We start from the raw sequence: 20,035 nt of genomic DNA, 5'->3' as shown, positions 1-20,035 counted from the left end.
CCTTTTTGGTGGTTATATGATTCATTTCCACCTAAATCAATTTAATTTCCGAATCAAAATATTGCTCGATAAAATGGACTTTCTCTCTAATTTCCGCTATAGTGAAATTCTCATTTGGAGGTGCGACTATCCATTTATCTTCCACATCATCATTCCGAGTAATCACCGCAATTAAATCGCCCTCAAACGTTTCAATCGGCCCAGAAATTTCTCTTGATAAAATATAAACATCTTGCTCTTCCCCATCCCCACCAATGATTCCTTCCACAAACCCATAATTTAGAGGATAGACATTGCCGAATTTGTCGGTATAACCCATAGGGCGATCTATGGTTACTTTTAGGGTTTGTTTTTTTGTTTTAGAAAGTTGAGTTTTATGGATTAATTGTTTGCGTGAAACCATATGATTTTCTCCTTCCTAAGTTTTTTATTTCAAAAAACTTAAATAAAGTATCTTTGTATATGCCTTCTTTTCCCAATTCCAAACGATTTAGGTTTTTTATGCAGAACTTTAACTAATAATCTACAATTGAAAAGATTGTTCTGTTGTTAATTTTTTTAGTTATTACATTTATTAACATATAATCATTATAATGTTTTCAAATACTCTATTTCTTCATCAGACCATCTTTCCTTAAGTTGACGCTTTAATTCATCAGACCTTCTAAATATATCTAGCCATTCAGAATTTTGTCTTACACTATTAATATTCCACAAGTTTGTATTATCAATTTTTAGTACTTTTTCTCTAAGAAGATAAGCATTTCTTTCCATATCTGCATCAATTATTTCATTTGCTTTCAGTTCATCCAAATTATTTTTACTAAAAAAAGAGGTAACTCCAACTATGAAGTCTTCAAAAATGAACGTTTCTATTTCTTCATTAGATAATTCCAAAATGAACATACCACTTTTTTCTAAAGTATCTATGAACCAATCAAACTTTCCACCTATAGTTAACTTTTTCAATTTTCCTACCTCATTTATCTCTTAGTATTATAGTCGCTTTGTCATCTAGTGTGCATTTATTATGAATCATCAACTATTATGTCACTCTTCATAATTTCTTTCTTAAAGCTTTTAACAATTAAAGGTAATACCAACTATAAAAACTTAATTTTAGAATTGACTTTGTATATCTTTCCAAATTTCTATTATAGATTTTCCATTTATTTTGGCTTTTTCTAATAACTCTTCTGAAGTCTTAAATTCTTGTGTTTCTCCATCGGATACTTTCGTTAAGTAATGTCCTTCCTGATTTTTACTTAACCAATATTCCTCATTTTGATAGTAAAAATTATATTCCTCACCATAGGCTAAACTATCAGCCATTTCTTCATATTCCATGGTTCTTTCCTCCTTATTAATTTCTTGACGGATTACCTTTTGAATCGTACGTCCAAAAATGTTCATGTGGATATTCTGGATGTTTTTTTGCATTACCATGATTTGTCATATCAACATCTCTAGCTGCTCTACCATCCTTGTCATAGTAACGTCTTGTTGTCAAATTCCCCTTTGAATCTAAAATATCGACACTACTGTCTGGATTTCCAAATGGACCCGGGTTTTTATTAACTGTTGTATGGTTATCTCGTGGTGTTATATCTATCTCATTTCCTAAACTAGATGTGACAGTTTTCTTGCTATTAGCTTTTTTAATTCTTTCTAAAACTTCCTTTTCTCGTTTTAAATACTCTTGCATTTTCGAAGCTTTTCTAGCTTTTTTGCTTGCTTCTATATTCTCTCGTATTCTTTTTTCTATTTCGCTTGTGCGCTTAGTTAATTCCCCTACTTCTGGTTCATTTACTTTCTTTGCCATTATTGTTTTATTTCTTGCAGCTGCAATCCCAAACCCTAAACCTAACGCCATATCCGTTAACCCAGCATCATCTGTCCAATCTTTCATACTAGCAACATAAGCAGATGACCGCAATACGGCGCCAGACAATCCAGAAACTTTTTGACCATTTAAATAGTTGATACCATCTTTCCAAGAATCATTCACTTTTCGCTCGAGTTCTTCTCCGGAAAGGTTTGTATAAAGAAGCGGATCTAATTCTTGTCCATTTTTTCCTAAGAAATCTTGCAATTCCTTATTTTCTACCCGTTTTCCATCCCGCTCCAATAGCCACATCGTAACCGTTTCACCTTGATCATTGATATAAGTATAAGCCAAAACGGTGTAATCTTCAAAATCATCAGGAAATGGGTCTTTATCGTTTTCCTTCCGAGCTACATCAAGTGCTTTTTTCATGAGTTGCAAACTGTTTGTCGCACTTTTCGGCACAGCGTAAGTGCCTGTTTTATCGTTAAAAGTCACATGATGCAGTAACTCTTGCACCGCGCGTCCAGTCGCTTGAATGAGTTCGGCTAATGCATTAAAAAATTGGCCGTGACTTTGTTCAAAAGCCAAATATTTTTCTAGGATATTCTCTTGTTCGATGGCTTTCAGCAATTGGGTATGAACGCTTCTTGATTTCACTGCATAGACTTGTTGCATATCTGGCTTCGTGTTCGGTGCCGTCAATTGCCGGTGTAAATCTTCTTCTTTTCGCTGCAACTGGCTAACCTTGGCCATCGCTTCTTGCAAGATTTCTGCATCAATTCTAGCGGAAGGCGAACTATCCACTTGGCTCCCGAACTCGCGAATATATTGCGCTAGTCGCTCTTCGCTTTCATCCAATGCTTCAATGATGCTCTGGGAAATACTTGTATAGGTACTCGTAAAATACCGTTTAGAGGTACTAACTGCTTCCCCTTTTAAACTATTGTCCTGGGCGTAGTCCATCGCTGCTTCTTTAATCTGTCTAATCATCGCTTTGGCTTCCGCATTACTACTTCGCAACCCGTGGAGAAAGTCATTCAATTCGGCAATATCTATCCGGCTCACTTACTCCACTCCTTTTGCAAGGTGGCTTGTTTGGTTTCTAGTGTGTGGAGCTTGTCCTTATTTTCTTGTAATTCCTTATCTAAATCGGTTCGTTTATCCTGGAGATCACGCCTCCAAGCCTGAGATTCTTCGTGTTGCTGCTCCTCTAAATAACGATGAAAACCACTGGCTTCTTCGCCTTGCCAGCCACTGCGTAAAAAGTCTAATAACACCAGTTTTTCTTGTGTTAATTGGTTGCTGTCCTCTTCTAGCCAATCTTGTTCATTTTGTTTTCTTCTCGTTTGGTCAACATCTGTTTCTGCCGTTATTTTCGCTTTTTTAATTTGTTGGAGTTGTTGTTCAAGCTGACTATGTGCGCTATCCATTTAACGCACCTCCAACTGATTAATTCTTTGTCCCATCAACTGGTCTTGTTTAGCATAAGCAATACCCATTTTCTTAAGCCGGCTCGCATCTTTTTTGGTCACGTGTTGAAAATCTTCCACGACATCCACCAACTCAATCAATGCCGAGCGCATTTGATCAATAGAATTGGCTCTGGAGTATGCCATATTCCCGTTTTTCAGTGGCAAATAACTTCCAGTACTTTCACTTGCCAATTTGGTTGCGTGTTGTTGGAAGGTCCTTTCATCGACTTTTATTTCTCTCATCTGCATGCTTCCTCTCTATGTATATCCTTCCCCCTCATTATAGCACCGGTAGCACATCTCTTTTGTGAGCATTCTGTGAAACAATTCAATGAAAAATAGCTTAAAATAGGCTTTTTATGTGAAAAATTTTAACATTCTATTGTCTAGCTAAGTTAGCATTAAAAAGGCCTTTATGTGTGAAGCTTATAGTGACAATGAAGAAAAGGATAATGTAAATAAACCCACTGAATCGGCTCAGTGATTCAGTGGGTTTTAAAATTAGAGTTAAAGAAACCAGATTTCATAAGACTTATTGGTTTTGATAAATCCTATCTAACAAATCACGGTATTCGTCCAGTATTTTCTTTCGGTACACCTTAATCTCTTCCTCGGATAAATTGTTACTATCGAATGAGGGCTCAATCTGATCATTCTTTTCTAACTTTAAGTTTACATAGGTATCTCTATTAAAACTATAGCTCATAAGTATATAATCATCATTTTGAGGAGCGAATGTAAAAGTTCCGTCATTTGTGCTAACATACATAACTTCAATAAATTGATCCCAATTATTTGTTTTATAGTCAACTTCTAAATCACTTAATATCCTTGAAATCCGTCGCCACTTATTCTTATAAATAAATTGAGATTGTTCCACTAAGCTATCATTATTTTGGTGACTTTTAAAGAAACGTTGCGCTTGAATATTGCTATAAATAAAATACGTTCCAAAAAGTATAACTACTATGCTTAGTATAGAAATAGGTACTATATATTTCTTTTTCATTATGCTCTCCCTCATATCTAGTTGTTTTTATTCATTTAAATAATCTTTTCGTCTTTCTTGCTTTCCATAATTATTGGTCGTGATAACTTAAGTTAGTGACTGCACTTGAAAATCACTAACTTATCAATACCTCTTTGAAAAACGCTCACAAAATAAAAATACCCATTCATCTGGAAAAGAAATATCTAAAGGCGTGAGACAATCACGTTCTCTATTCATATATAATTCCAATTGATTATTATTTATCATTTTCACTAAATCCTCTTCGTTTGCAGAATTTTGAACGCTTTCAAAAATTTGTATCTATTTCATTCAAAAACATCCTACATTCCTCTTCTTCCAGCCATTTCAACGTAAGTTTATTCATTTTTATCACACTCCCTAGTTGTCCGTTTTAGAAAACCAAATTTTCGTAGTTATTAAACAGCACTTACGCGTTCTTTCCGTATAAATTTTCTAAGTATTTTTCGGTTTCCACTTTATGTATAACCTTCCCACTCATTATAACACCAGTAACACACTTCTTTTGTGAGTATTCTGTGAAACAATTTTACATACTATCGCCTTCTATCTAAGTTAACACTAAAAAGTTCCCTATCTATGCATTCCCCTCATTCTTCCAATGCTGAACAATTCGATAATAGACTCATTTTTTCGACATGTCTTTTGAATTGAATCAAGTGTATATCAAACAAAGAGGAGACAGCTCTCTGTCTCCTCTCCTTGTAAGTTACAATTATTTATCTCCTAGAAGCAACCAATTACACCATCTTTTAAATTTCTATGAACTTTTATTTAGCGCGCTTTTTTTGAGTAAAGCGAATAAAAAGCCCCAACATTAGTAATCCTAAGCCTACTAATAAAACAGTTGCATTATCATCGCCTGTAGCTGGTAATTTAACATTAGATCTATTTTCCAAGTTTCCACTCTCGGACTGACCTGTTGGACTTATTTTTATAGAAGAAGGTGTTGAGGGTTTATCTCCACCGGCCGCTTCTGCTTTATTTGTATCTTCACTAAACTGAGCATAAAGAATAATATTATATGCTGGCATTTTATCTGTTGTAAAATCCCATTTATTACCGCCAGTTTTCGAGTCATACCAACCAATAAAAGTAAAGCCTTCTTTTGTTGGGCTTAATGGTTCAGAAATTAGCTCTCCAGCTTCAAGGGATTCCGTCGTTTGTACATCGTCCACATCAAATATCACATTCGAAATTGTTGGTGCTGGTGGCTCTACGATATGCACAGTTACTTCTACAGGGATTGCTTCTACTCCATCTTCATTTGTAGATCTTAACGTTACTGTGTAATCTCCTGCAGTGCTCCATGTTACAGCCGTAGCAAAATCACTTTCAATTGGTGAACCATCATTCGTTTTAGCATGAATCGCTGCAAGAAATTCCGTTATGCTGACTTCTGCATTTTTAGCGTACGTGATTTCTTTATCTGCGGTAATTACTGGTGCTGGTGACTTAGCGATGTGCACAGTTACTTCTACAGGAATTGCTTCGACTCCGTCTTCATTTGTAGATCTTAGCGTTACGGTATAATCTCCTACAGTGCCCCATGTTACAGCCGTATCTAAATCAGCCTCAATTGATGAACCATCACTCGTTTTAGCATGAATCGCTGCAAGAAATTCCGTTATGCTGACTTCCGCATTTTTAGTGTACGTGATTTCTTTATCTGCGGTAATTACCGGTGCTGGCGACTTAGCGATATGCACTAATACAGTCACCGAAGCCGCTTTTACTCCATCCTCATTCACTGCATTTAATGTCACTTCATACGTTCCTGCTTTTGCAAAGTCCACAACACTTTCAAAATCAGAAGTTAGTGTTGCATCATCCGTTACGCTTGCAGAAATATCTTTGAAAAAGGCAGCTTCTGATACCGTTTCGTTTTTCGGATAATTCATCTCTGCATCTGCGCTAATAACTGGTACTTTAGATGCTTTGATTGGTTGTGTCACTTTCCCCGAAAAAGTTCCTTGAATAGTTGCCTCTTGAACAGGTTCACTAAATTGATAATCAACGGCATTCACGCTTTTTATATCTTCAAAAAGCCACTTGATTTGGTTATTTTGATAGGCCCCCTTATTAGAGATGGATTTGGCAGTGGTTATTTGACCGAAATTCTTCACTTCATTATCAAGAACTAGGTCTGACACGATCACTTTTTGCTTTAGGGTGATTGTTTGATTCTTCGCACTTAGCGTTGTTAATACGGGATTTTCCGTTTTCAAACTTGTTGGCAATACACTGATATGGTTATTGTCTACAGTGAGTGTCTGTAATTTAGGGAACGCATGTAGGTTCTCTATTTCAGTCACTAAATTCTCGGACACGTCTACTTTGTTTACTGCAGATAAATTTTCAAGTCCTTCTAGTGTAGTAATTTTGTTGTTACTTATATTTACCATTGATACTTTTGGAAGGTTATTAATTACTAACTCTTCTATCGCGCAACGATCTAATCGTACTGAAGAGCTTATTGATGGTAAATTTTCTAGAATCGCCTTACTTAATCCTGGTGTACTCGAAAAAACAATATCATTTTGATAAGCACTAGAGCCATTACCTGCAACTATTAAAGTTGGAAGATTTTTTAGCGTAACTTCTGTCAACTCTGAACTACTACCTGTGTCACACTCAATGGTGCGTAATTTAGGTTGGTCTTGAACATTTATATTTTTTAAGTTATTACTACGAATATCAACAGCGCTTAACATAGGTAAATTACTATTCGCGTTTAGGTTGAAACTTGTTATTTTATTATTAGATACATTTAGATTGGATAAATTCGTGAGACCATTGAGCGCAGAAATATCGGTGATTTGGTTCCCACTTATACTTAAAGAGGTTAATTTTGAAAGTAAATCTATTCCTGTTAAATCAACTATCCCTTTAGATGTAGCAGTTAGTGAAGTGATTTTATTCAAGTCTGTTTGCGATACTTCTTGTGTGATATCCTCTAAACTAGTTGCTGCTTTTGCAATTACAGTAGCTAAAGCTGCATCAGGAAAAACAGTTTCATATGTTTCGCCTGCTTGAAGGACATTTTTTTCTTGCTTCAGATTATTGGTAAGGGTAGGTTTCTGAGGCGTTTTTTCTTCGAGAGCTACTTTAGGCTCTAACGTGGTTTCTGTATTTACTGATTTCGATTCATTTTCTTCCGCCATGGTGATTAACGGGTATGCGAAGAGTGATTGAAAAAGGACCACTCCAATCATGATAATCTGTTTTGTTTTGCTTTTCATAATCTATCTCCTTCTCGTTGTTGTTAGTATCTCCAGTAATAATAGAATGAATGAGCAAGTTAAAAATGCCTACTATTTCATTGAAAAGTATAATTTAAGTATATATCCCATAAACTCCTCCACACGTAACAATTAGTACTTTTCCGACTACTTCCTTAAAGTCCTAAAACTTGCGTGAAATTATGAGGAGATGGAGTTTCTTTACATATAATATATCAAACTCACAACGAATTTTTACTATTATTACTTATTCATATAGGAACAGAAGGGATTTTCATCTATCTTCGTTAAATTCATACTATAAACAGACAAATTCACAGAATAGTTTTCAAAATAAAAACAGCTGAAACAAAGGCGTAGTAGCCATTGTTAGGGAATTTAATATCTTAAGTATTGTTCCAATATTATAATCGACCGCAACTCGTAACATTTTCGACGCAAAATAGCCGATATTTTGTATCTTCTGGTAGTTTCTATATAAAATCTCATCTTCACGTGCTAATATATATTTTGTTTGAACACTGCTGAATATACTAAACAACAGCAACTGAAGGAGCAACTAACTATGAAACTGTCCAAATTTTTTACAATAATTGCATTAAGTGCCACCGTTACAAGTAGCCTACCGATACCAATGGTAAAAGCAGAGAGCACAACCGCAAATGAAACTAAAATCGAAAATCAATTACCAAAAACAGATTTAAAAGAAACACCGAAAGAAAAAACAACGAATAACAACCTGAAAAATCAACTTGTCCAAGCAGGAACCAAAACTTATAATGATTACTTTCCAGATGATAATTTAGCTAAAGCGGTAGCAGAAAAAATGAACAAAAACGTGGATGAATCTGTAACTGTCGAGGAATTAGCTAAAATAACTAAACTAGATGCACGCAGCCGAGGTATAGAAGATAGCACTGGAATCGAATATTTGACTGGATTAGAGACGCTTTATCTTGACGATAATCAACTAAAAAGTATAGATGTCAGTAATAATCTAAATCTAAAAGAATTGGCTTGCTCTAACAACCCGTTAGCGAATTTAGATGTTAGTAAAAATCTTGCTCTAAAAGAATTGACTTGTGAAAACAATGAATTAACACAACTAGATGTTAGCAAAAATACAGCTTTAGAGTATTTGTATTGCCCTAGAAATCAGTTAACAAAGCTAGATGTTAGTAAAAACTCCGCTTTACGTTATTTGGCTTGCGATGTCAATCAATTAACCAATTTAGATGTTAGTAAAAATCCAGCTTTAACAAATCTTGGTTGTACTAAAAATCAACTTACAGATTTAGATGTTAGCCAAAATCCAAATTTAAGCACTTTGGTTTGTTCTGATAACCAGTTAACCAACTTAGACGTTAGCCAAAATCATTCTCTAGCATACTTGACTTGTGATAACAATGGGTTGAAGAATATAGATATTAATCAAAATCTAGCTTTAATAGAGTTATCTTGTGAAAATAATCAACTAACGAAATTAGATACTACCCAAAATCTAGCTTTAGAGGTTTTATATTGCGATAACAATCAACTTACGGATTTAGATGTTAGAAAAAATGTAAATTTATTAATTTTATCTTGTAATAGTAATCAACTAACGAATCTAGCGGTTGGAGATACGATAGGGAATGTAAGATGTAATAATAACCAGTTAAAAGATATTAGTTTTTTACCAGATTATTTTACTGACGATAATGATGATTACCAAGCAATGGATCAAACATTAGTAAGTCCAACCCAAACCACACAAAATAATAAACTTGTATACGCTGTTCCGACAGACCTGTTAGATAAGGATGGTAATATTGTTTCCATCATCAAACCAGAAAACGGCGGAATTTATGATGCAGCTACTAGAACGATTACGTGGGAAAATTTACCAGATAACGGTGAAGTAAGCTACACATTTGAAAATGAAGATTATGGTAGATTTTCCGGAAGAGTTACTGTGCCATATACTGGCAAAGAAACTATCAGTATTTCTAGTGATGACGAGATTAGTTACAAAGAAGGCACTACAAAAACAGAAGCAGCCTTCCTTGCCGATATTCATGCAAGCGTAACTCCAGCAACAGAAACCATCACTAGCAATTTCGCAGACGTAGTAGACTTCCAAACACCAGGTAAATACCTTGTAACTCTAAGCGTGGCAGGATCAGATATTACGAAAGACGTTATTGTGTATGTGACAGCAGAACCAAGTACAGATAATCCTGTCGCTCCTACTCCACCGAAAGATAAAGATGATACAGATGTTAACAGTGGGAAAAGTACGGACAAACAACCTGTGAAAGTAGTCGAAAAGCAGTTACCAAAAACAGGTGATATTACTAGCTTAAGTTTGTCATTAGCTGGAATTGTTTGCTTAAGCTTTGGTATTCTATTTTTCATCAAACGAAAGAAAAAACAGTCTAATAGTGATTAAAAACCTTATCATTCGCGATAAGGTTTTTTCTATATCTATTTTTCAGGTTGATAACGTAGATTACTTATTGGCAAAAAAATGTACAATCAAAAAGCTGTAGTAAAAAAGATTTCTCCCTTTTTCTACAGCTTAACAGTATTAATTAATAGTAAACTTTCGGGTCCACTTCATCCGCTACGCATTCTCAAATTGCACGTGGACCTTTTTATGCATCAAAGACTTCGTAATAAAATCCGCTTCTTTCACTTCGACTACGAATTTCAATTTTTTATGTGTTGCCCAGTATTCCCAAAAATCGATGAACATGTGCAAATCGATAATATTTTCTTCCATTCGCGCTTGTTGGCTCATCGTGTATTTTATTTCATGTAGACACGGGGTAAAAGCAAGGGTTTGTTCCACTGAGCAGCCTTCGATATGTTTAGAAATAATGAATTTCCATTTTTTTAGCATTCTTAGTTTCCCTATAAAAAACGCTTCTTGCTCTTGGACGGAAAAATGTTTTTTTATTTCTGGTGTGTCTTCACCGATAAATTCAATCGTTATCCGTTTACTAAAATCTTTTAAATGCTCTAAAAATAGAATGGTTTCGCGGAAATGTAATTGGGATAGTGTTAGTTTTATAATAAAATGTTGATTCCAAAGATCTGTGACAATTTTTTTGACTTCTTGCTCAAACCATGTCATAAATCTTGAATATTCCATCGTATTTGCCAAACAAATTTGATATGGAAAAACTTCACCAATTAACAAATTTTTGCGTTTTTTCAGGACTTTTATTTCCTTCTTCTGTAACTTTCTACTCGTTGCATCGTAATGATTTTGTAAATGGATTTGATACTTTTTCTCTAACAAAGAATCGCCTCTTCCTTTGTGAAATTCTTTACAATAAAAATCATACATCTTTTCCAAAATGGGTATTTCTAATGTCGGATATATTAGTTAAAACACCACCACAACAATCTGCGGCGGTGTTTTAATCTACGTTATGCTTATCTTAATTTTTTACTTCCGACTGCCAAAAATACGCCTAAAATTAAAACGAGTCCTATAAGTCTTAGTAGGTTTAATAGTCCAGCATCGTCATCCCCTGTTTTAGGAAGAGTTTGCTTAACTACTTTAGTCTTAACTACTTTGCTTGCAGGTGTTTTTATTGTAAGAATAGTTGGTTTCGCTGGAGTAATAGGTTTTATAATAGCATCTTTTTTATACACATAATTGACTGTTACGTCACTTGTTCCAAAAGCACCTATTTGGTTTGTTGGTGCAGCTACTAGGCTATACCCTGGAATCAAGCGAGCTTTCGTTGTATACGCGTCATGAATGTGATAAGTTTTTGCATCAACTGTTGGTAATGCTATTTCGTTGCCTTGTTGATCTTTAAAAGTAGAAGTAAGTTGATAATCATTTGCTTTATACACATAATTCACTTGAATATCACTCGCATTAAAAGTACCCGTTTCGTTCGTTGGTGTTTTTTCTAAAGTGTAGCCCGGAATCACGGCTGCTTTCGATGTGTAAGTGTCATGAATATGGTATTTTTGTGCCTCTATTTCTGCTGCTTTTAATTCATTTCCTTGAGCATCTTTAAATGTCGCAGTTAGCGTGTAATCATTTGTTTGGTACACGTAATTCACAGTTACATTGTTCGCTCCAAAAGTACCTTGGTCATTCTTAGGTGTTGCGACTAATGTATAGCCAGGAATGACTGCTACAGTTGTTTTGTATGTGTCTTGGATATGATAAGTTTTCGCGTCTACTTTAGGTGCTTGTAGTTCTTTGCCGTTTGCGTCTTTGTAGGTAGTTGTTAACGTATAATCATTTGCTTTATATACGTAATTAACTGTTTCATCACTTGCGCCAAATACACCTTTTTCATTGGCTGGTGTAGTTGTTAATGTATAACCTGGGATGTTCAGCGCTGTTGCAGTGTATGGGTCGTTAATATTGTATGTTTTTGTATCAATGGCTAGTGGTTTTAAGTCGTTACCTTGTGTGTCTTTATATGTTGTGATTAATGCATAACCATTCGCTTTATATACATAATTAACTGTTACATTACTAGCACCAAATGTTCCTTTTTTGTTCGATGGTGTTGCCACTAATGTATAGCCTGGAATTGTTACGCCACTAGTCGCATAGCCATCCTTAATAATAAATCCTTTTTTCACGATAGCTGGTTTTAGTTCTGTTCCTTGTACATTTTTGAAAGTGGAAGTTAAGGTATATTCATTCGCTTTGTAGACATAATTGACTGTCACATTGCTCGTATTAAATGTACCTGTTTGATTTGCTGGTGCTGCCACTAGTGTGTAGCCAGGAAGGGTTGCTGCGCTAGTAGAATAGTTATCTTTTGTATGGTAAGTTTTGCTGTCTACAACTGGCGCTTTTAATTCTTTGCCGTTTGCATCTTTGTAGGTCGAAGTTAGCGTGTAATCATCTGCTTTGTAGACATAGTTGACTGTTACATTCGCCGCGCCAAATGTACCTGATTGATTCGCTGGTGCTGCGACTAATGTGTAACCTGGAATAGTAGCTCCTGTCGTAGTATAAGTGTCATTAATGTGATATTTTTGACTGTCTATGACTGGCGTTTTTAATTCCTTACCTTGTGCATCTTTATATGTTGAAGTTAGTGTGTAGTCATTGGCTTTGTAGACATAATTCACGGTTACATCACTCGCGCCAAATGTACCTTTTTGATTCGTTGGAGCCGCGACTAATGTATAACCTGGAATAGCAATATCACTCGTCGTGTAACCATCCTGAATATGGTACGTTTTCGAATCTACTTTTGGTAAAGCTAAATCATTCCCTTGTTGATCTTTATACGTCGAAGTTAGTTTATAAGCAACTGCTTGGTACACATAGTTCACTTGAATATCCGTGCTACCAAAAGTACCTGATTGGTTCGCTGGTGTTGCGACTAATGTGTAGCCAGGAATCACAGCTGCAGTTGTAGCATAGTTATCTTGAATATGATACGTTTTGCTATCTACAACGGGTGGTTTTAACTCCGTTCCTTGCGCATCTTTATATGTCGAAGTTAATTTTAAGTCTGTTAATTTATACACATAATTAACCGTAACATCGCTCGTATGGAAGGTTCCGGCGTGGTTCGCTGGTGTCGCTACTAGCGTATAACCTGGAATGGTTGCTGCACTTGTAGAATAGTTGTCTTGAATATGATATTTTTTACTATCTACAACGGGTGCTTTTAATTCTTTACCTTGTGCATCTTTGTAAGTCGAAGTTAATGTATAATCTTCTGCTTTATAAACATAATCAACCGTAATATCGCTTGTTCCAAAATTACCTTGGTTGTTTGTAGGGGTCGTCACTAATGTGTAACCCGGGATCGTTTTGGCAGTTGTTGTATAGGGATCGTTCACGTGATAGGTTTTAGCATCGACATCATCTGGTGCGATTGTCTTCCCTTGTTGATCTTTAAATGTAGAAGTTAATTGATAGCCATTTGCTTGATATACGTAATTAACAGTGATGTTTGACGAACCAAATGTCCCAGTAGCGTTTGTTGGCGTTGCTACTAACGTATAACCTGGGAAAACTGCGGCTGTTGTTGTATAGGTGTCTTGATAATGATACGTTGTCGCATCTATCACTGGTGCTTTTAATTCTTGACCGTTCGTATCTTTGTAAGTGGAAGTAAGTGTATAATCGTCTTTTTTGTATACATAATTAACCGTGACATTCCCAGCTCCAAAAGTGCCGTTCTGATTAGCAGGTGTGGAAACTAAAGAATAGCCCGGAATAGTTGCTGCTGTTGTAGTATAGTTGTCTTGGATATGGTAATCTTTTGTATCCACAACTGGCGCTTTCAGTTCTTGACCTTGGGCATCTTTGAAAGTAGATGTTAGTTTGTAATCATTTGCGCTGTATACATAGTTGACTGTAGCTGGGGTCAAGGTGAAGGTACCATTTTGATTGGCTGGTGTTGCAACTAAAGTATAGCCTGGGAAAGTTTTTTGTGTCGTTGTATAAGGATCCCCGTCTTTACCATTTAAAATGACAGGTGGCGCAAGTTCTTGCCCTTTTGTATCTTCATGTTTCACGGTAATAGGTCCGCCGTTTAGCGCGGTGATGTTTACCGTAACTTGTGTTCTGGCAAATTGGTTCGATTGCGTGGAAAACTTGCTTTTGATGAAAATGGTCGTTTGACCCGGTGCTGCTGCCACGCCATTGTGGATTAGTGAACTTGAACCATCATCATAATACTCGAATTCATGTTGTGCGAGTATAGTTCGTCCAGATTTTAGTGCGAGTTTCGTTTTGTCTGGTGTTAATTGATTAAAATCAGTTCCAACAGGTACATCAATGGTATATCCAGGTGTTGTAGTTAGTTGGTCTTGTTTTTGATAGTTGTTATCGTAAAATTCTAATAGGTTATCCCCATTATTAAACTGGCTTATATAGTTGGCAGGAATATTGGTTACAATCTGGTTCCCTGCAGCCATTAAGTCTAATTCTCCCGTAGATGAGTTTGTCCAGTTCGTAGTGAAAATTGCGTCTGGAACCTTCACTAAATGGTTATTTAATATCCCTAAGAATTTCAAATGACTCGCCATATTTGTTATTGTTGCAGGGATTTCTTCTATTGTTCCCCCAGAAACTTGTAATTCTTCTAACTTAGGTAGTTGAAAAACAATCATTGGAAAGGTGCTTAAATTATTATCATTCAGAACTAAGATTTTTAACTCTTTTAAATTCCCCACTGAGTTAGATACAGAAGATAATGTTCCACTTTTAACTTCTAACGTAGTTAAATGAGTTAACATATCAATATTTGTCGGAATATCACTTGCCCCTGTTACTCGCAAGGCGGTTATTGCTTCTAAATCTGTCTGTGTAATATTCGCTCTCGTTTTACCAGTTTCTTTTTCAATCTCTTGTATAAACGGTTCATTACTATTCATGGTTTGTTCTAACCATGTAGGTGTGCTTGCAGAAACAGCCGTAAAACTAACTGTATTGATAATAACTACAAGCGCAATTAATGCAATAAATATTTTCTTTAAAATAACAATCTTCCTCCTTTTAACGCTAAATTTGCAGTGTCAGTTGGCAATTTGTTCCTTTGCCAAAGCCCCTCCCTTCACTGTCAATGTGGCTTTAAGCCGTACTTCAGTCTATATAATACTATGTGGAGTCTTAAAATTTTCTAATGTCGCATATATACTACTCAAAAAAAGAAAACCAAAAAGAATAGTTCTTTTTAGCTTTCATTCCATCGTTTTTATATCGTTGTTTTCCCTCGCAAATTGTCGGTACATGGTTTCATAATCTATCGCTTTATCCTCATAACCTAATGCCCGCAAAATAGCTACTGCCTGCTCGATTTCTTCGCCACCTTCGCGCTCTTCGCCTTCTCCCCACCGCACAATTCCATGATAATACATACAAAGAATTCTGGAATAAGTACCATCACAGTCCTCACTAATTTTCTCTAAGCTTTTTATCATTAGCTCCATATGCTCTATTTCATTTCTCTCTATAAAATCATCCATGATACTAGCCAGCGCCGATTGTAAAATGCTTCTTCCTCGTTCAAAATGGCGGTATCTATCCAGCGTGTTTAACAATTTATAATAGAACGGTACTCGGCTTTTCAGTGGCAAATAGTGCATCATCCGCGTAAATAAAAAGATATCCTGCAATGTCCAAAAAACCACTTCAATCAAATAATTCTCCAAAATTTGAACCGCTTTTTTGTCCACCACTTGTTTGCCTTTTATATGGTCTAACTCCAGTTTTATCGCCGCGCTTTTCACTTGATTAACTTTCCCTTTTTCTAACGATATTTTTTGGTAAAGGGATTCCCAAGCGCTTGCTTCATCCGTTTTACATGTCCGCGCGTAAGTTTCCCAAAAATCCTCCTTCTCCGGCAACTCCTCTTGATGATACATTAAGAAAAATTCCTCCATACTCACCATTAACTTAGCGACAATTTTCTCGAGTAATAGGCTTGATATTGCATGTGTCCCCTTTTCAAATTCAATTGCATAAGATTTACTAATGACCCCTGTGTACACTTCTTTTTGGGAGATTTTTTTAGACTGCCTTATTTGCCGAATCAGCTCACCATAACTTATCATCCGAAGACCTCCTCTTAGCTCAATTCTTGCCTTTATTTTACATTCCTTTGTTTTCTCTCTGTAAATAGTGCTATATATAGTACATAAAACATCTTTACCATAAACAAAAAAACACTAAGACGACTCCATTTTAGTGTTTTTAAATAGAAAATCTTCGGATAATTAATCTTCTACTTGGATATTTTCTTTTTCTAAAAATCCCTTTAATAATAAGAAATATAAATCAGCTATAGTTTCATAGTGTAACTCTCTCCATGTCTGAAGAGCTCTTTTAGCTTGGCGATAGCCCTTTTCCACTTCCCCTTCCTTCATCCAAATTAATCCCTGATAATAATTACAAACTATTCGATAAAAAGCAGTGTTGTAACTGGAATTAGTTTCAGATGCTTCCTTTAATTTTTCCCAGACTTGTTTTGCCGCCTCCAGCTTGTTTTGTATAATCAACTCATCTATCATACCTGCAAACAGATGACAATACATCAATCTGCCCCTGTCATAGTAACGATATTTTTCATAAGATTTCAACATAATTTGATAAAAATGAATTTGTACTTCTTCCTCAAAAAAAGATATACTATTCGCAAAAATACGGATTTCTTCTAAAGTCCAAGATTGAATTTTCCACAGATAGTCATGAATAATTTTTGTATATTCATTAGATGCTACCGATTCGTCATAGACATTCGTACGCAAATAATGATTAATAATTTGAATTCTTATTTGGAGTATTGCTTTTCTAAGTTCTGTTCGATCATCGCGTTTGGCACTTATTTTATCTAGCAACCTCTCCAAACCCGAAACATCATTTTTATGTAATTCTGCAACAAGCTCAATCCAAAAACTGTCATCTTCCGTTGAAGAAAATTCTCTATAAATAAAGAAAAACTCATCTAAAGAGACCATAATACGTGCTAGGATTTCTTCAAACAAACTCAAAGTAATCTCGTGTTTTCCTTTTTCAAATCCGATTGCATAAGACCTAGATATAATTCCTGTGTATACCTCTTTTTGAGTCAAACCTTTAGATAGCCGTATTTCCCGAATCAATTCGCCATATGAACCCATATGATATCCCCCTAATTAAGTTCTTCCATTTCAAAAAGTCGGAATGCAGTATCTATGTATATGCTTTAATTTCTCTACTCCAAACAATTTAGGAATCATTGCTATTAAAATATATACCCTAAACATTAGTAGTTTAATTCTTTTAAAGGCGAAAAGCTACTTACAATATCGTCATCTTCCTTTTTTAAGTATTAATAGCACAAAAAAAGAATGTCATTTTTCACATTCTCTTTAAAAATATGGTTCTGAAGTGTTTATTATTAGTCGTTTTTTATTTGTTTCACTTCATATTTAGCACGTTTTAAAAACTCTACTTTTTTTGTTTCGGGGTTATTTTCTTGATATTGCACAACGGCTAATTCATGGATTCCTTTTCTCAATTCCGTTTTACTTAATTGAATTTGAAAAGAAAGTTCGTTGCCGCCTTGTTCCATTTGTACGATGTAGCCGTCAATGTAAATATAGGTTAGGCTTGCCGTACTCAACTCTTTCATATGAATTTCCAATTTTTCTACAGATTCCGCCTCTTCATAAACACAAGGCAGATCACCTTGACTTGAAATTCCATCCGTGGCAAGAAGTTCTATCCATCCTTTTTTCGTATCATTTGGAGGAAAATGCTGTTTTTCCCTTTTAGCCGGCACACCCGAAACATCTCCATTCCCGCTGTCCTCGCATGCTGATAATGCCACTAATACTATCAATAGTAATAATATGAGCAACCATCGACCTTTTCGCAACATAGTGACACTCCCTTTCTACAACAATACAATGGTTTTATTTTTCCTGAAAAAATGTAGAATATATACTACATAAAACCCAAATCAGTGAAACATTTTCATAAAAATGCTAAGCTCTCTTTGTGTAACATTCCAATGAAAAGAAGAATGTGGAATCATGTTCAGTGTAACTACTTTTAACATTCGTTTTGATGATACTTCTGAGCGTAAAAAGAGCTGGGAATTGCGTAAAACACTAACAAAATCATTACTTGATAAATATCAATGGGATTTCATGGGTGTGGAGGAACCTCTTCTGCCACAAATGCACGACATTAAAGAAATGCAGGATTGGGATTATTTTGGGGTAGATTGAACATTTTTTAATGACTATACTTAAAAATCACCAGCCTATCTTCACCTCTTTGATAAACTGTCACAAAATAAAAATAACCATTAGTATAATTGCTTTGGCTATCTTCCTCCAAAAAACTAACATGATTGTGATAATGAGATTCCCATTCATCTGGAAAAGAAATATCTAACGGATTAAGGCGATCACGTTCTCGATTCACATATAATTTGGTTTGATTATTATGAATCATTTCAACTAAATTCTGTTCATTTTCCGGATTGTGCGTCCTTTTAAAACCTGTATCTAATCCGTTCAAAAGAATGATACTTTCCTCCTCATCTAGCCATTTCAATGTAAATTCATTCATATTATCCCCCGTTCATATTTTGTTGTAATTATATCACTTTAAATATATACAAAAAAAGAAAAGACAGAACCCCGCCTTCTCTTCTAATAATCATCTATTTTAAAATTTATAACATTTCTTTAATCATTTTATACAGCGCAAAGCCCATTTCCGTGTCATTTTTATGCACTTTCAAAGAAATTGGAGCGGAGAAAGAAGTGTTTTGCGTCACAACTGTGTTACCGTCAACACCGATTTTCAAGTCAAAATCGCGGTCTAGAGTTCCAGCAGTCTCAATAGAAACATATTTTAGTGCTTTTTTCGGGAAGAATTTGTATTCTACTTTTTTCCCTGTAATACCTTGTGCATCTACATTGAAAATTCCTTTAGTAGTGATAATTACTTCATCTCTTATAAACTTGAAGATTTGAATAATTTTTTCATCTTCTTCTAAAAATCTTTCAATTCCGTATGAAGATTCCGAAACAATAGCAGCTTTTCCCATCAATTTATCGAACATTTAAATCCATCCTTTTTTGTTGTATCTTCTTATTCGACAAAATTCAAATTCCATTTCCATAGTTCAAAGCTGAACATGTTTTATTATCAGACTTGGATTAATCCATTATGAATAAGTAAATTCATAATATCACACAGGATTGTTAGAGTATGTAGATATTATGTGAATAATAATACCAAAAACAACGAAAAAAATAGGCTACTAATTTCTTGTCTAAGAAAAAGTAACCTATTCCACTTTTTAAAACGCCTTGCTAATCACACTCAGACCAATAAACAAGAAAAGCACCGCCATAATCACGGAATTGTTTTGAATAAGCCATTTGCGCGTGCTATCCAATACATTATTAAGTCGTTTTCCCGCTAATAAGAAAGCTATCGTCGGGATGTAAATCGAACAACATGCGATAATCCCAAAAATAATCGTCGCCGTTGTTTCTTGACCGCCGGATAAATTAAGCGCGCCGACACTGACTCCTGCTGTAAGTGAAAGTAACATGTTTTTCGGATTCACTGCCGAAAGCACAAACGCAAAAATCATCGCTCCGCCCGGTTTAATATTGCTCATTTTTTCAAACCATTTCGGTGTTGCGGCTGTTTCACCATTTCTTGGTCGTTTTGTAAAATCGTGTGCGCCGAGTAAAATAAGTAAAGCCCCCAGCACAATAAGTACCACTTTGACTAAGGTTGATTGATCTCCAGACGAACTGACCGCCGAACTCATTAAGAATAAACCAATAAAGAAAATAGCAATATTCCCGACAATCCAACCTACCGTATAAAAAATACTGTTAATCCGCGCCTTGTTACTAAGTAAAATCAAAATTAGACCTACAATCGGAAATGGGCTAATTAAAATCCCCACTGCCGGTGACAAAATTGCTGAAAAAGCTGATTCCACGCTGACTCCTCCTC

General features: G+C 35.4%; 17 protein-coding genes and 1 pseudogene. 2 read left to right on the top strand and 16 right to left on the bottom strand.

The annotated features are described in order from the left end of the window. Positions 1 to 31 precede the first annotated feature (31 nt). The 8 genes from HCJ30_RS00535 to HCJ30_RS00500 all read right to left on the bottom strand — a co-directional run bounded on the left by HCJ30_RS00535 (position 32) and on the right by HCJ30_RS00500 (position 7,572). Entirely contained in the window at positions 32 to 403 is a 372-nt protein-coding gene (locus tag HCJ30_RS00535) for an inorganic diphosphatase (RefSeq protein ID WP_185390546.1), read from the bottom strand. 185 nt (positions 404 to 588) lie between these two features. Beyond that, positions 589 to 969 carry a hypothetical protein gene (locus HCJ30_RS00530; protein ID WP_185390545.1) on the bottom strand — a complete coding sequence of 127 codons (381 nt, stop codon included), beginning with the start codon at positions 967 to 969 and terminating at the stop codon, positions 589 to 591. 150 nt (positions 970 to 1,119) lie between these two features. After that, entirely contained in the window at positions 1,120 to 1,347 is a 228-nt protein-coding gene (locus HCJ30_RS00525; protein WP_185390544.1) for a hypothetical protein, read from the bottom strand. Between the two features lie 16 nt (positions 1,348 to 1,363). Then, positions 1,364 to 2,893, bottom strand: a complete 1,530-nt coding sequence (locus HCJ30_RS00520; RefSeq protein WP_185390543.1) for an LXG domain-containing protein — start codon at positions 2,891 to 2,893, stop codon at positions 1,364 to 1,366. Next, positions 2,890 to 3,258, bottom strand: coding sequence for a hypothetical protein (locus HCJ30_RS00515; RefSeq protein WP_003733335.1), 369 nt, complete (start codon positions 3,256 to 3,258; stop codon positions 2,890 to 2,892). Before HCJ30_RS00515 ends, HCJ30_RS00520 begins: the two co-directional genes overlap by 4 nt. Continuing rightward, positions 3,259 to 3,543 (bottom strand): DUF3130 domain-containing protein, encoded by a 285-nt coding sequence (locus HCJ30_RS00510; protein ID WP_185390542.1) that lies wholly within the window; start codon positions 3,541 to 3,543, stop codon positions 3,259 to 3,261. Between the two features lie 289 nt (positions 3,544 to 3,832). After that, positions 3,833 to 4,309 carry a hypothetical protein gene (locus tag HCJ30_RS00505; protein WP_185390541.1) on the bottom strand — a complete coding sequence of 159 codons (477 nt, stop codon included), beginning with the start codon at positions 4,307 to 4,309 and terminating at the stop codon, positions 3,833 to 3,835. A gap of 791 nt (positions 4,310 to 5,100) precedes the next feature. After that, positions 5,101 to 7,572 carry a LapB repeat-containing protein gene (locus HCJ30_RS00500; protein WP_185390540.1) on the bottom strand — a complete coding sequence of 824 codons (2,472 nt, stop codon included), beginning with the start codon at positions 7,570 to 7,572 and terminating at the stop codon, positions 5,101 to 5,103. A gap of 565 nt (positions 7,573 to 8,137) precedes the next feature. Here HCJ30_RS00500 and HCJ30_RS00495 point away from each other — a divergent pair. After that, complete coding sequence (locus HCJ30_RS00495; RefSeq protein WP_185390539.1) at positions 8,138 to 10,003, top strand: LapB repeat-containing protein; 1,866 nt, start codon at positions 8,138 to 8,140, stop codon at positions 10,001 to 10,003. A gap of 174 nt (positions 10,004 to 10,177) precedes the next feature. Here the strand turns inward: HCJ30_RS00495 and HCJ30_RS00490 are convergent, their stop codons facing one another. From HCJ30_RS00490 to HCJ30_RS00470, 5 genes are all read right to left on the bottom strand, one after another. Continuing rightward, on the bottom strand, positions 10,178 to 10,858 hold the full coding sequence (locus HCJ30_RS00490; protein ID WP_185390538.1) for a hypothetical protein: 681 nt from the start codon (positions 10,856 to 10,858) through the stop codon (positions 10,178 to 10,180). Between the two features lie 137 nt (positions 10,859 to 10,995). After that, positions 10,996 to 15,042 carry a MucBP domain-containing protein gene (locus HCJ30_RS00485; protein WP_185391552.1) on the bottom strand — a complete coding sequence of 1,349 codons (4,047 nt, stop codon included), beginning with the start codon at positions 15,040 to 15,042 and terminating at the stop codon, positions 10,996 to 10,998. A gap of 201 nt (positions 15,043 to 15,243) precedes the next feature. Next, positions 15,244 to 16,116 (bottom strand): XRE/MutR family transcriptional regulator, encoded by an 873-nt coding sequence (locus HCJ30_RS00480; RefSeq protein ID WP_070034407.1) that lies wholly within the window; start codon positions 16,114 to 16,116, stop codon positions 15,244 to 15,246. A 162-nt stretch (positions 16,117 to 16,278) separates the two neighbouring features. Beyond that, entirely contained in the window at positions 16,279 to 17,181 is a 903-nt protein-coding gene (locus HCJ30_RS00475) for an Rgg/GadR/MutR family transcriptional regulator (protein ID WP_120151405.1), read from the bottom strand. Positions 17,182 to 17,441: 260 nt separating this feature from the next. Beyond that, a complete protein-coding gene (locus HCJ30_RS00470) occupies positions 17,442 to 17,921 on the bottom strand; it encodes a superoxide dismutase (RefSeq protein ID WP_077952496.1) in 480 nt (159 codons plus the stop codon). A gap of 157 nt (positions 17,922 to 18,078) precedes the next feature. Between HCJ30_RS00470 and HCJ30_RS00465 the strand changes: the two are divergent. Beyond that, positions 18,079 to 18,270 (top strand): annotated as a pseudogene (locus HCJ30_RS00465) (endonuclease/exonuclease/phosphatase family protein); the annotation flags it as partial. A 13-nt stretch (positions 18,271 to 18,283) separates the two neighbouring features. Here HCJ30_RS00465 and HCJ30_RS00460 read toward each other — a convergent pair. The 3 genes from HCJ30_RS00460 to HCJ30_RS00450 all read right to left on the bottom strand — a co-directional run bounded on the left by HCJ30_RS00460 (position 18,284) and on the right by HCJ30_RS00450 (position 20,021). Next, complete coding sequence (locus HCJ30_RS00460; protein ID WP_185390537.1) at positions 18,284 to 18,622, bottom strand: hypothetical protein; 339 nt, start codon at positions 18,620 to 18,622, stop codon at positions 18,284 to 18,286. A gap of 106 nt (positions 18,623 to 18,728) precedes the next feature. Then, complete coding sequence (locus HCJ30_RS00455) at positions 18,729 to 19,121, bottom strand: PH domain-containing protein (protein ID WP_008946743.1); 393 nt, start codon at positions 19,119 to 19,121, stop codon at positions 18,729 to 18,731. A 240-nt stretch (positions 19,122 to 19,361) separates the two neighbouring features. Beyond that, positions 19,362 to 20,021: a GAP family protein gene (locus HCJ30_RS00450; protein WP_008946742.1), complete on the bottom strand. Its 660-nt coding sequence runs from the start codon at positions 20,019 to 20,021 to the stop codon at positions 19,362 to 19,364. Between the last annotated feature and the right edge of the window lie 14 nt (positions 20,022 to 20,035).

It is taken from the genome of Listeria cossartiae subsp. cossartiae, from assembly GCF_014224155.1.
GTDB lineage: Bacteria > Bacillota > Bacilli > Lactobacillales > Listeriaceae > Listeria > Listeria cossartiae.
Note: the sequence above shows the minus strand (reverse complement) of the source record. Positions and strands in the feature narration are given on the sequence as shown.